General features: G+C 71.9%; 11 protein-coding genes. 4 read left to right on the top strand and 7 right to left on the bottom strand.

The features are described from left to right. Nucleotides 1-11: 11 nt before the first annotated feature. Together ACIQOE_RS26310 and ACIQOE_RS26305 are read right to left on the bottom strand one after the other, a co-directional pair. Complete coding sequence (locus tag ACIQOE_RS26310; RefSeq protein WP_401414075.1) at nucleotides 12-1,847, bottom strand: bifunctional metallophosphatase/5'-nucleotidase; 1,836 nt, start codon at nucleotides 1,845-1,847, stop codon at nucleotides 12-14. A gap of 163 nt (nucleotides 1,848-2,010) precedes the next feature. Then, a complete protein-coding gene (locus ACIQOE_RS26305) occupies nucleotides 2,011-3,294 on the bottom strand; it encodes an adenylosuccinate synthase (RefSeq protein ID WP_351317408.1) in 1,284 nt (427 codons plus the stop codon). Nucleotides 3,295-3,491: 197 nt separating this feature from the next. Between ACIQOE_RS26305 and ACIQOE_RS26300 the strand changes: the two genes are divergently transcribed. Continuing rightward, the gene (locus ACIQOE_RS26300) at nucleotides 3,492-4,331 is read left to right on the top strand and encodes a diacylglycerol kinase family protein (RefSeq protein WP_365568927.1); all 840 of its coding nucleotides are present in this window, start codon (nucleotides 3,492-3,494) and stop codon (nucleotides 4,329-4,331) included. 164 nt (nucleotides 4,332-4,495) lie between these two features. Here the strand turns inward: ACIQOE_RS26300 and ACIQOE_RS26295 are convergent, their stop codons facing one another. Further along, a complete protein-coding gene (locus ACIQOE_RS26295) occupies nucleotides 4,496-4,999 on the bottom strand; it encodes a MarR family transcriptional regulator (RefSeq protein WP_365560633.1) in 504 nt (167 codons plus the stop codon). A 74-nt stretch (nucleotides 5,000-5,073) separates the two neighbouring features. Here ACIQOE_RS26295 and ACIQOE_RS26290 point away from each other — a divergent pair, with 74 nt between their 5' ends. Beyond that, on the top strand, nucleotides 5,074-5,970 hold the full coding sequence (locus ACIQOE_RS26290) for an ABC transporter ATP-binding protein (RefSeq protein WP_365560636.1): 897 nt from the start codon (nucleotides 5,074-5,076) through the stop codon (nucleotides 5,968-5,970). Next, nucleotides 5,967-7,535 (top strand): ABC transporter permease, encoded by a 1,569-nt coding sequence (locus tag ACIQOE_RS26285; RefSeq protein ID WP_401414071.1) that lies wholly within the window; start codon nucleotides 5,967-5,969, stop codon nucleotides 7,533-7,535. Before ACIQOE_RS26290 ends, ACIQOE_RS26285 begins: the two co-directional genes overlap by 4 nt. Nucleotides 7,536-7,559: 24 nt before the next feature. On the opposite strand, the gene ACIQOE_RS26280 is transcribed toward ACIQOE_RS26285, so the two are convergent. Together ACIQOE_RS26280 and ACIQOE_RS26275 are read right to left on the bottom strand one after the other, a co-directional pair. Then, a complete protein-coding gene (locus tag ACIQOE_RS26280; RefSeq protein ID WP_401414069.1) occupies nucleotides 7,560-8,765 on the bottom strand; it encodes a cytochrome P450 in 1,206 nt (401 codons plus the stop codon). A gap of 55 nt (nucleotides 8,766-8,820) precedes the next feature. Continuing rightward, complete coding sequence (locus ACIQOE_RS26275) at nucleotides 8,821-9,612, bottom strand: MHYT domain-containing protein (RefSeq protein ID WP_401414067.1); 792 nt, start codon at nucleotides 9,610-9,612, stop codon at nucleotides 8,821-8,823. Between the two features lie 275 nt (nucleotides 9,613-9,887). Here ACIQOE_RS26275 and ACIQOE_RS26270 point away from each other — a divergent pair, with 275 nt between their 5' ends. After that, nucleotides 9,888-10,418, top strand: a complete 531-nt coding sequence (locus tag ACIQOE_RS26270) for a GNAT family N-acetyltransferase (protein WP_401414065.1) — start codon at nucleotides 9,888-9,890, stop codon at nucleotides 10,416-10,418. Nucleotides 10,419-10,424: 6 nt separating this feature from the next. Here the strand turns inward: ACIQOE_RS26270 and ACIQOE_RS26265 are convergent, their stop codons facing one another. Together ACIQOE_RS26265 and ACIQOE_RS26260 are read right to left on the bottom strand one after the other, a co-directional pair. Then, nucleotides 10,425-11,090, bottom strand: coding sequence for a response regulator transcription factor (locus tag ACIQOE_RS26265; RefSeq protein WP_351317383.1), 666 nt, complete (start codon nucleotides 11,088-11,090; stop codon nucleotides 10,425-10,427). Next, nucleotides 11,087-12,451, bottom strand: coding sequence for a sensor histidine kinase (locus tag ACIQOE_RS26260; RefSeq protein WP_401414062.1), 1,365 nt, complete (start codon nucleotides 12,449-12,451; stop codon nucleotides 11,087-11,089). Before ACIQOE_RS26260 ends, ACIQOE_RS26265 begins: the two co-directional genes overlap by 4 nt. Between the last annotated feature and the right edge of the window lie 60 nt (nucleotides 12,452-12,511).

The raw sequence follows: 12,511 nt of genomic DNA, 5'->3' as shown, positions 1-12,511 counted from the left end.
CTCGGCACGGGCTACGGGAAGACCGGCGTCCCGCCCTGCGTCAGCTTCCAGTTGGCCGCCGCGAACGTCTTCGGGTCGATGGTGCCCTTCGCCGTCGCGTAGGCGACCATCAGGTCGCGGACCTGGTTGGGGGTGCTGTAGACGATCTCCGCCTCGGCGATGTGCGGGTAGCCGGAGCCGCCGTTGGCGCGGTAGTTGTTGACGGCCACCACGAAGACCTGGTCGTCGGCGACCGCGGTGCCGTCGTAGCTGAGGTTCTTGATGCGCGAGCCCTCGGCGGCCGCGACGTCGATCTCGTAGTCGACGCCGGCCGCGGTGTCGTACATGTAGTCCCAGAAGCTGTTGGCGTTGGTGAGGGTGGCGGTGTCGACCGCGGTGCCGACCGGGACCTGGTGGTAGTACTTCGCCGCGTACTCCAGGTAGTCCTTGAGCTGGGCGCCGGTGAGCTTCTTGCCGTACAGGGTGTTCTCGTAGACGTACAGGCCCGCGACGTCGCGGATCGTCACGTCCCCGGCCGGGATGACGGCCGTGCGGCTGAAGGGCGCGGCCACCGAGATCAGCGGGAGAGCGGCGTCCGCCGCCGACAGGCCCGCCTTCACGCCCTCCATCTGGACCTGCTGGATGAAGTCGATGGCGGGCACGTCCTTCCAGCAGGCGTCCGCCGTCGACATGGTCTCGGTGCAGGTGCCGATCGCGGTGTTGACGTACTTGACCACCAACGCGTGGTCGGCGGTGAGGAGTTCGGTGATCCGCGGGTCCTCGGCGACCGTGTTGCTGTTCAGCGTGGTGGCGGTCTTCTTGGTGATCTTCCAGGAGCCGCGCACGTGCTCCAGCTCGAAGTCGAAGCGGGAGAGGCGGTAGCCGTAGCAGTACGGCTCGGAGAGGAGGACGTCCTCGCCGGTCTCCGCGTTCTTCACGGTGTACGTCGGCACGTCGACGTGGGTGTGGCCGACGAGGATCGCGTCGATGCCGGGCACCTGCTCGGCGACCAGGTTCGACGCGTTCTCCACGTAGGGCAGTTCGTCGCCCCACGACGTGGAGCCGTCCAGGCCCGAGTGGTCGGTGAGGAAGACGACGTCGCAGCCGAGGGCGCGCAGCCGCGGCACGTACTTCTTCGCCTGCTCGACCAGGCCGGTGAAGGCCATCTTCCCGGAGACGTTGTCCTTGTCCCACAGGGCGATGCCCGGGTTGGTGAGGCCGAGGATGCCGACCTTGATGTCCGGGCCGTGCGGCACCTTGATGTGCTTGACGGTGTAGGGCCGGAAGGCGGGCCTGAGCGTCTTGGCGTCCAGCGCGTTGGCGCCGAGCAGCGGGAAGTCGCACTGCTTCTCGAAGGTGCGGACGGTCTCTATGCCGTAGTTGAACTCGTGGTTGCCGAGGGCGGCCGCGTCGTAGCGCATCTCGTTCATGGCGATGGCCATGGGGTGCTTGGGGCCGCGCTTGCCGTTCTTGCCGGTGATCGGGTCGACGCTCGCGAAGTACGAGGCGAGCGAGGTGCCCTGGATGATGTCGCCGGCGTCGACCAGCAGCACCCGGTCCGCGCCCCGCTCCTTGCGGATGTTCTTCACCAGGGTGGCGATGCGCGCGATGCCGTACGTGTTGCCCTTGGCGTCCACCGGCGCCGCGTTGGTGTAGTAGTCCCAGTTGAAGACGTGGCTGTGCAGGTCGGTGGTGCCCAGGATGGAGAAGCTCCAGGTCTTGGGCGCCTTCGGGGGCTTGGCGTGGCCGTGGCCGCGCTCGGCCGCCTCGGCGGTGCCGCCGCCGACGGTTCCCGCGACGGCCACGGCCGCTCCGGTGACGGCAGACTTCTGCACGAACTCACGGCGGTTCATGGGATTGACGGGCATTCAGGGCTCCTGGAAGGGCGATCGGGAGGGGAGTTGCGTGCGGGAGGCGGCGGGCTACCCGCGTAGATGCTGACCCTCACCCGTTACCGGCGTAACCACGGACAGCCCAAGGGCCGGTCAAGGATTCCCAAGACCGGCCCAAGTCGAGCGGCGAACCGAGGCATTACAGGAACGAGTTGATCTCGATCGTCTCGTCCCGGCCGGGGCCCACGCCGATCGCGGAGATCGGGGCGCCGGACATCTCCTCCAGGGCCTTCACGTACGCCTGCGCGTTCTTCGGCAGGTCGGAGAAGGACTTGGCCTTCGTGATGTCCTCGGACCAGCCGGGCAGCGTCTCGTAGACCGGCTTCGCGTGGTGGAAGTCGGTCTGGGAGTACGGGAGTTCCTCGACGCGCTTGCCGTCGATCTCGTACGCGACGCAGACCGGGATCTGCTCCCAGCCGGTGAGGACGTCCAGCTTGGTGAGGAAGAAGTCGGTCAGGCCGTTCACGCGGGTCGCGTAGCGGGCGATCACCGCGTCGAACCAGCCGCAGCGGCGGTCGCGGCCGGTGGTGACACCGCGCTCGCCGCCGATCCGGCGCAGCGCCTCGCCGTCCTCGTCGAACAGCTCGGTCGGGAACGGGCCGGCGCCGACGCGGGTGGTGTACGCCTTGAGGATGCCGATGACCCGGCTGATCTTCGTCGGGCCCACGCCGGAGCCGGTGCAGGCGCCGCCGGCGGTCGGGTTGGACGAGGTGACGAAGGGGTACGTGCCGTGGTCGATGTCCAGGAGCGTGCCCTGGCCGCCCTCGAAGAGCACGACCTTGTCGTCCTCCAGCGCCTGGTTGAGGACGAGGACGGTGTCGGCGACGTACGGGGCGAGCTTGTCCGCGTACGTCAGCAGCTCCTCGACGACCTGCTCCACGGCGATCGCGCGCCGGTTGTAGAGCTTGGTGAGCATCTGGTTCTTGACGTCGAGGGCCGCCTCGACCTTCTGGGTCAGGATCGACTCGTCGTAGAGGTCCTGGACCCGGATGCCGACGCGGTTGATCTTGTCCGCGTAGGTCGGGCCGATGCCGCGCCCCGTGGTGCCGATCTTCCGCTTGCCGAGGAAGCGTTCCGTCACCTTGTCGACCGTCACGTTGTACGGCGTGATGATGTGCGCGTTTCCGCTGATCATGAGCTTGGACGTGTCGACGCCACGCTCGTTCAGACCGCTCAGCTCGGAGAGCAGGACCGACGGGTCGACGACGACTCCGTTGCCGATGACCGGAACACACGTGGGCGAGAGGATTCCGGAAGGGAGCAGGTGGAGCGCGTACTTCTGGTCGCCTACGACGACCGTGTGGCCGGCGTTGTTGCCGCCCTGGTAACGCACCACGTAGTCGACGGAGCCACCTAGCAGATCCGTCGCCTTTCCCTTGCCTTCGTCACCCCACTGAGCACCGAGCAGCACAAGTGCGGGCACGCGCGTACACCCCTTCCGGGCGGGGCATGTCCAAGGTCAGGGGCGTGGGCGTAAGGTTCGTCGCCGCGTACCACCGCGACCGTCGTTGGCCGCACAACCGTCGGACCGGATGCCCCGGAATAGACGAAGCCCCTGGCGCAATAGCGCAAGGGGCTCTTGCACAGTGATGCTACCCGAGGAAGCGAGGCACGACCGAGGTGGCGACATTCGCGACGTCCGACCAGCTGCTGGTGATCATCGATCCGGCGGCACGGCAGAGGGACGGTGAATCCGTCCGGATCGCGAAAGACGTGCTCAGTGCGGGTGCGACCACGAAGGTGTGTCTGCCGGAGGGGCCCGAGGAATTCGCCAGGGCACTGGCCCGCAGGGGGTCCCGCCGGCCGGTGGTGATCGGCGACGACGGCGCGCTCATCCGTGCCGTGACCTTTCTGCACCGGCAGCGGGAGCTGGCCGGATGTGTGCTGTCGATGGTGCCGGTGGGAGGCGCGCTGAGCGTCGCGCGCACGCTGGGGGTGCCCACGGGTGCGGTGGCGGCGGCGCGGGCCGTCCTGGACGGCGTGGAGCGGCGCCTGGACCTGCTGGTCGACGACAGCGACGGGGTGGTGCTGGGCGCGCTGCGGATCCCGCCGCTGGCGGCGGTGCCGGTGGCCGCGGAGCCGGTGCCGTCCCGGGGGTGGCTGCGGCCGTACCAGACGCTCGTCCGCTCCCTGTCCGCCCGCCCGGCCCCGGCCGTGCCGCGTCCCGGCCCGTCGCGGCTGCGGGTCGAGGTCGACGGGGAGACGGTGGTGGACCTGGACCAGCCGGTGGAGGGCATCTGGGTGGCCCCGGGCGGCCCCGGCGGGCTGGCGGAGGTGGAGGTGCGTCCGGCGTCGGTGGGCGCGGAGGCGACGCCGGTACGGGCCGCAGGACGGACGGTGACGGTCACGGGCGCGGACTTCCGCTACCGGGCCGACGTGGGGATCACCGGTCCGGTACGGCGGCGGACCTGGCGGGTGGTCGAGGGGGCCTGGGGGCTCACGGTGCCGGGAGCCTCGTAGCGCACCGGTTCCGCAGAGCGGTCGCGCAGTTCCCCGCGCCCCTTAAGGGGCTCATGGTGCCGAGGCCAGGGGCGCGGCGAACTCCGCGCTCAGCCACGACGCTCCCGCGGGTACGTACGCACCTGCGGCCCGGCGGCGGGCCGGTCGCGCGGTTCCCCGCGCCCCTAGCGGGACTGCTCGGTGCCGAACCTTTCCTCCCGGTGGGCCCGCCAGCGCTCCATCATGCGGCCGATCTCCGTGTCCACGAACTCGAAGAACGCGAGCGTCTCGGCCATCCGGCGGCCCGCGGGCGAGTCGGCGCCTAGGCTGTTCACACCCTCCCGCAGCGCGCCCTCCCACCGCTTGATCACCGCTTCCCGGCTGGTGAGGGCCTCGTACCACTGGTCGCTGTGCACCCGGTACCGCTCCCGCCGGGAACCCGGCTCCCGCTCGCGCGCGACCATGTGCTGCTGGGCCAGGTACCGCACCCCGCCGGACACCGCCGCCGGGCTGACCCGCAACTGCTCGCCGAGTTCCGCCGACGTCAGGGTGCCGGAGTCGGACGAGAGCAGGGCCGCGAAGATCCGGGCCGGCATCCGCTGCATCCCGGCCTCGACGAGCTGGGCCGCGAAGCTCTCGACGAAGTCCGAGACGGCCCCCTGATCGCGCCCCGCCGCATCCGTAGTCATGACCACCAGCCTAGTCGGGATTTCCGTTCTTCCTTAACTTCACAAATTTCTGAAGGCAGCGTACGTTCTGAACCATGACGAAGGCCCTCTCGGTCGCCGGACTCCACAAGTCCTTCGGCCGCACCCGCGCCCTGGACGGGCTCGACCTGGACGTCGAGACCGGCGAGGTGCACGGCTTCCTCGGCCCCAACGGCGCCGGGAAGTCCACCGCCGTCCGGGTCCTGCTCGGCCTGCTGCGGGCCGACTCCGGCGCCGCGCGGATCCTCGGCCGCGACCCCTGGAAGGACGCCGTGGAGGTGCACCGCAGGATCGCCTACGTCCCCGGGGACGTGACCCTCTGGCGGAACCTCACCGGCGGCGAGGTCATCGACCTCTACGGCCGGCTGCGCGGCGGCCTCGACGCGCGCCGCCGGGCCGATCTGCTCGACCGCTTCGAACTCGACCCCACCAAGAAGGGCCGCACCTACTCCAAGGGCAACCGCCAGAAGGTCGCCCTGGTCGCCGCGTTCGCCTCGGACGTGGACCTGCTGATCCTGGACGAACCGACCTCCGGCCTGGACCCCCTGATGGAGGAGGTCTTCCAGCGCTGCGTGGCGGAGGAGCGCGACCGCGGCCGGACCGTCCTGCTCTCCTCGCACATCCTGAGCGAGGTCGAGGAACTCTGCGACCGCGTCAGCATCATCCGCAACGGCCGTACGGTCGAGTCCGGTTCGCTCGCCGACCTGCGCCACCTCACCCGTACCAGCGTGAGCGCCGAACTCGCCGGCCCGCCGGGCGCGCTGGACCGCCTCCCCGGCGTCCACGACCTCGACGTCCGGGGCCACCGGGTCCGCCTCCAGGTCGACGCCGGCCGGCTCGACGCCGTGCTGCGCTCGCTGAGCGAGAGCGGCATACGCTCCCTGACCTCCACGCCGCCGACTCTGGAGGAACTGTTCCTCCGCCACTACGAGGACGGGGCGGCCACCCGATGACCGCCCTCGCCGGCACCGGCACGCTCCTGCGCCTCGCGCTGCGCCGCGACCGCGTCACCACACCGGCCTGGATCGGGGTGAACGCGCTGATGGTCCTCTCCATGCCGCACACGCTGACCACCCTGTACGGCACCGAGTCCGAACGCACCGGCCTCGTCCGCCAGTTGCAGACCAGCGCCGCCTTCCGGGCCCTGATCGGCCCGCTCCACGACACCTCGCCCGGCGGTCTGACGGCATGGCGGGTGGGCGTCTACGCCGGTGTCCTCGCGGCCGTCACCGCACTGCTCGTCGTCGTACGGCACACCCGCGAGGAGGAGGAGACCGGCCGCGCCGAACTGCTGGCCTCCGGGGCGGTGGGCCGCCGGGCCGCGCTGACGTCGGCCCTGCTGGCGGCGGCCGCCGCGAACGGCGTGCTGGCCCTGCTGATCACGGCGGGCCTGGCCGGACGGGGAATCGCGGGCGCGCTGTCCCTCGGGCTCGGCCTGGCCGGGACCGGCATGGTCTTCGCCACGGCCGCGGCGGTCGCCGTCCAGCTCACCGAGAGCGCCCGCCTCGCGCGCGGCCTCACCTCGGCGTCGCTCGGCGCCGCCTTCGTGCTGCGCGCGGCGGGCGACGCGGCGCGCGGTGACGGCACGTCCCCGTCGACCTGGCTGTCGCCGCTGGGCTGGCTGGAGAACCTCCGGCCCTTCGCCGCCGAACGCTGGTGGGTGCTGGGCCTGTTCACGGCCGCGGCACTGGCGCAGGCCGGCGTGGCCTACGTACTGGCCGGCCGCCGTGACCTCGGGATGAGCTTCTTCCCGGCCCGCCCGGGACCGGCCGCCGGACGTCTCGGTTCCGCCTTCGCGCTCGCCTGGCGGCTCCAGCGGGGCGCGCTGCTCGGCTGGTCGCTCGGCTTCCTGCTGTCGGGCGTGGTCTTCGGCGGTCTCGCGCGGAGCGCGGCCGACCTGGTCGGGAGCAACGAGAGCGCCCGGCAGATCTTCGAGCGGATGGGCGGCCGGAGCGGGGTGACGGACGCGTTCCTCGCCTCGATGGCCGGGATCCTCGGGCTGGTCGCCGCGCTGTACGTGGTGGCGTCGGTGATGCGGCTGCACGCCGAGGAGACCGCGGGCCGCGCCGAACCGCTGCTGGCGTGCGCGGTGGGCCGGCTGCGCTGGGCGGCCGGCCACCTCGCGGTCGCCTTCGGCGGCTCGGCCCTGATCATGCTGCTGGCCGGACTGGGTCTCGCGCCCGGTTACGGCAGGGAACCGGGCCCGGTGCTCGGCGCCTGCCTGGTCCAGCTCCCGGCGGTCTGGGTGATCGGCGGCCTGGCGCTGCTGCTGTACGGGGCCGCGCCCCGACTGGCCCCGGCGGCCTGGGCGGTGGCGGTGGCGGTCCTGCTGATCGGCTGGGTGGGCCCGGCCCTGGACGCCCCGCGCGCCGTCCTGGACCTCTCCCCCTACGGCCACCTGCCGAAGCTGCCGGGCGGGCCGATGGCGTGGGGGCCGGTGGCGGCCCTGCTGGGGGCGGCCGTGGCGCTGGTGCTCCTCGGCCTGGCGGGGGTGCGCCGCCGGGACCTCACCGTCTGACGGCGGCCCGCGGCGGAACGGGTCTCACCCGACGCCGACGGCCAGGCCTTCCAGCCCCCTGATCACGAAGTTCGGCTTCCGTTCCGGCTCGGCCGCCAGGGTCAGCGTCGGGGCCTTCTCCAGCAGGGCCGTCATGGAGGCCGCCAGCTCGATGCGGGCCAGCGGGGCGCCGATGCAGTAGTGGATGCCGGCGCTGAAGGAGATGTGGGGGTTGTCGCGGCGGGCCAGGTCGAGTTCACCGGGGCGGTCGAACACGTCGGGGTCGTGGTTGGCGGAGCCGAAGAGCATCGCGACCTCCGCGCCCCTCGGGATCGTCGTGCCGTCGATCTCGATCTCGTCCAGCACCCAGCGCTCGAAGAGCTGGAGCGGGGTGTCGTAGCGCATCAGCTCCTCCACCGCGGTGGGCACCAGGGAGTGGTCGGCGCGCAGGGCGGCGAGCTGGGCGGGGTTGCGGAAGAGCGCGTACCAGCCGTTGACCGTGGCGTTGACGGTCGCCTCGTGACCGGCGTTGAGCAGCAGGACGGCGGTGGAGATCATCTCCTGCTCGGTGAGCCGGTCGCCCTCGTCGTGCGCGGCGATCAGGCCGGAGATCAGGTCCTCGCCCGGTTCCGCGCGCCGCTCGGCGATCAGCCCCCGCAGGTAGTCGGAGAACTCCACCGAGGCCCTGACGGCCTTCGCGGCCGTCTCCTGCGGGGGGTTCAGCTCGTACATCCCGCAGATGTCCGCCGACCAGGGCCGCAGCGGGGCCCGGTCGGCCTCCGGGATGCCCAGCATCTCGGCGATGACGGCGACGGGAAGCGGCTCGGCGACGTCGGCGAGCAGGTCGCCGCCGCCCGCGTGGACCAGCCCGTCGACCAGTTCGCCCGCCAGTTTCGCCACGTACGGCTTGAGCCGCTCGACCGTGCGCGGGGTGAACGCCTTCGACACCAGACGGCGGATGCGCGTGTGGTCCGGGGGCTCCAGGTCGAGCATGCCGTGGTCGTTGAGCGTGTGGAACGGCTCGTGCTCCGGCGGCGGTGCGGTCCGCCCGAAGTCCTCGTGGGTGAACCGGTGCTGGTAGGCCCGCCCGAGCCGCCGGTCCCGCAGCAGCGCCGAGACGTCGGCGTGGTGCGGGACCAGCCACTGGTCGGTGGGCTCGTAGTACTGCACCCGGCCCCCGGCGCGGAGCTCGGCGTAGGCGGGGTAGGGGTCGGCGAGGAAGTCCGGGTCCCAGGGGTCGAAGGCTGCCATGGACGGACGGTAGACCGCCGGTCCCCTTCCTGACCAGGGCTGAAGCCCCCGGTGTTCAGCGGCCCCGCGGCGCCACGGGCTGCGGGTGTTCGGCAGCCTGCCAGTCGCGCTGACCACCCACGACCTCCGGGTCGAACATGACGATCGCCCCGGCCAGGACCAGGGCCATGACCGGTCCGGCCAGCATGATCAGGAGGAACGACAGCAGGCTCGTCGAGGACTGGCCGCCCGCCTGCATCTGCGACACGTGGACGCTCACCGCGGCCATGCCGGTGTAGTGCATGGTCGACACGGCCGCGCCCATCACGAGGCCGGCCCCGACGGTCGCCCAGACCGCGCTGATCGAGACCGCCGCCCAGAGCGCGGCGGTCGCGGCGACCACGGCGATGACGACGGAGAGGGCGACGATCGTGGTGTCGTACCGCACGGCCCCGCCGGTGTGCATCGCGCTCATGCCGAGGTAGTGCATCGCCGCCACGCCGAGACCGGTGACGACGCCCGCGGTGCCCAGGGTGACCGGGCCCGAGCCCCGGTAGCCGACGAGGAAGACGCCGCCGGCGACCACCGCGATGGCGACGGCGAGGCTCAGCAGCGTCCGGGCCGCGTCGTAACTCACGCCCGTGCCGTCGACGCTGAACCCGATCATCGCGATGAAGTGCATGGTCCAGATGCCGCACCCGAGGGAGACCGCGCCGAGGGCGAGCCAGCCCGCCCTCTTCTCGCCGCGGCCCCGGCCCATCGAGCGGGTGGTGCAGCGCAGCGCCAGCACGGAACCGAGAAACGCCATCAAGTAGGCGGCTATCGGGGTGACCAGGCCATAGTGGAACTCGGACACGTCAGCGGTCATCGCGGGCAACTCTCTTCACGCGAAACGGGGACGGCGGTGCCCTCGCCGAAACGATTCTGCACTCCGGGAGGGAGGGGAACGAGAGAGGGCAACTGGGGCAGGAACCGGCCACATGGCTGATTCGTTCACCATTCAAACACAACACGAGCACACTGTGTCCACACCCGTACCGCCCGCGATCGAATCGCAACAACGACCTTGCACTTGGCATGTGCGTCCGAGCGAGCGGGAAAAGCGATTGCCCCGGGGACCGGACGTCCTCTTGGCTCGGCGGCATGGCCGAACTCCGTACCGCACGCCTCGTCCTGCGCCCGTGGCGCGACCGTGACCTCGCTCCGTGGGCGGCGATGAACGCCGACCCCGAGGTCCGGGAGCACCTCGGCGCCCCGCTCACCCGCGCCCAGAGCGACGCCTCCGTGGCGAGGTTCCGCGCCGACTTCGACCGGCGGGGCTACGGATGGTGGGCGGTCGAGGTGCGGGCCACGGGCGAGTTCATCGGCTTCGCCGGCCTCGACGACGTGGACGAGGGCATGGCGTTCACCGGCGTGGAGATCGGCTGGCGCCTGGCCCGCCCGGCCTGGGGCCACGGCTACGCCACCGAGGCCGCGCTGGCCGTCCTGGCCCACGGCTTCGGCACCCTCGGACTCGCCGAGATCCTCGCCGTCACCACCGCCGCCAACCTCCGTTCGCAGGCGGTGATGCGCCGGATCGGCATGACCCGGGACCCGGCCGGCGACTTCGACGACCCCGGCCGGCCCGCCGGACCACTGCGCCCGAACGTGCTCCACCGCATCGCCCGGCCCTAGCCGCCCCTAGCCCGGGGTCACCAGCCGTGCCTCGTAGGCGAAGACCGCCGCCTGGGTCCGGTCGCGCAGGCCGAGTTTCACGAGGATGCGGCTGACGTGGGTCTTCACGGTCGACTCGGCCACCACCAGGCGCTCGGCCATCTCCGCGTTGGACAGGCCCTGCGCGATGAGGACCAGGACCTCCGTCTCGCGGTCGGTGAGGTCGCCGTAGGCCGCGTGGGCCGCGGACATCGGGCGCGGGATGCCGGAGAGCTTGGCGAACTCCGTGATCAGGCGCCTGGTGACCGAGGGCGCGAGCAGGGCCTCGCCCGCCGCCACCACCCGGACGCCGTCCGCGAGCCGCCGCGCCGAGGCGTCCTTCAGGAGGAAGCCGGAGGCTCCGGCGCGCAGGGCCTGGTAGACGTACTCGTCCAGGTCGAAGGTGGTCAGCACCAGGACCTTGGCCGCGCTGTCGGCGGCCACGATCTCCCGCGTCGCCTCGATGCCGTTCAGCTCGGGCATCCGGATGTCCATCAGGACGACGTCCGGGGCCAGTTCACGGACTCGGTCCACCGCCTCGCGGCCGTTGACCGCCTCGCCGACGACCTCGATGTCCGGCATCGCGTTGAGCAGGACCGAGAAGCCCTCGCGGACCATCATCTGGTCGTCGGCGATCAGTACCCGGATCGTCATGCGTCACCTTCGGCAGGGGTGGCGGCCGGCAGGAAGACCGTCACCTCGTAGCCTCCCTCGGCCGTCGGGGCCGCCGTCATCGCGCCGTTCAGCATCGACACGCGCTCCCGCATGCCGGTGATGCCGTGGCCGGCGCCCGGGGAGGGCTTGAGGAGGGCGGGCCGGGGCGGGGGCCCGTTGACGACGCGCAGGCCGAGGCCGCCGATGACATAGCCGATCTCCACCCGGGCCTGCGCGCCCGGCGCGTGGCGCAGGGAGTTGCTGAGCGCCTCCTGGACGATGCGGTACGCCGACAGCTCCACGCCCTGCGGGAGTTCACGGACCGCTCCGGTCACGCCCTTGTCGACGGTCAGGCCGGCCTCCCGCACGTTGGCGAGCAGCGCGTCCAGGTCGGCGAGGGTGGGCTGCGGGGCGTCGGGGGCCTCGTAGTCCGCGGCGCGGACCACGCCCAGCACCCGGCGCAGTTCGGTGAGCGCCGCCACCGCGTTCTCCCGGATCGTGACGAACGCCTTCTCCAGCTCCGGCGGCGGGTTCTCCACCCGGTACGGAGCGGCCTCCGCCTGGATGGCGACGACGGACATGTGGTGGGCCACCACGTCGTGCAGTTCGCGGGCGATCGTGGTCCGCTCCTCGAGGAGCGTGCGCCGGGACCGCTCCTGCGCCGTCGCCGACTGCTGGGCGGTCACGGTCCGTTCGGCCTCCCGGCGGATCTGCCGGATGGTCACGGCGAGCAGGGCTATCGCGGAGACGACCAGCATCGAGCCGACGTCGTTGTCGTAGTGGCCGCCGCCGAGGACCGAGACGAACCCGAAGCCGTAGAAGGCGGTGATCGCCCACATCCAGGCGGCCGTGCGCGGACGGGTGCGGACCGCGACGACCGTGAGCACGACCAGGTGGGAGAGGAAGCCGCCCGTCGTCCACGGCCAGTTGTCCCAGGGCCCGTTCAGCAGGGTGCCGATCCAGCTCGCGACGAGCGACAGCCAGAAGGCGGCGACGGGCCGGGCGAGCGTCATCAGCACCGGTGCCAGCACGACCAGGGTGGCCAGCAGGCCCCCGGCCGGGCCCGGCGAGTCGCCCGCGACGCCCACCAGCAGCGCGATCCCGCCGGCCGCGGTCACCACGAGATGCGGGGTCCACACCGCGTACTCCCGCCACCGGACGGGCAGCCGGCGGACGAAGGGCCGGTCGGGACTCATCGGCGGCAGCGGCCGGTAGGCGAAGGCGTCGTGGAACAGGTCCTGCCGCAGCCTGCCCAGGGCGTCCATGGCGGCCCGGACCTCCGGACTGCGCGGCTTGTACGGCTCGAACGCGTCGTCCGGCGGCTGCGGCGGCATCGCCTGGGTGTGGGTCGTCTCGGTCACGTACACGACGGTAGGACGAGGCGACAGCCGCCGTCGTCACCTGTGAGACGGGTTCTGCGG

The sequence above is a fragment of the Streptomyces sp. NPDC091282 genome (assembly GCF_044757385.1).
GTDB classification, from domain to species: domain Bacteria; phylum Actinomycetota; class Actinomycetes; order Streptomycetales; family Streptomycetaceae; genus Streptomyces; species Streptomyces gramineus.
The sequence above is the reverse complement of the archived record's forward strand: the minus strand, read 5'-3'. Positions and strand labels throughout refer to the sequence as shown.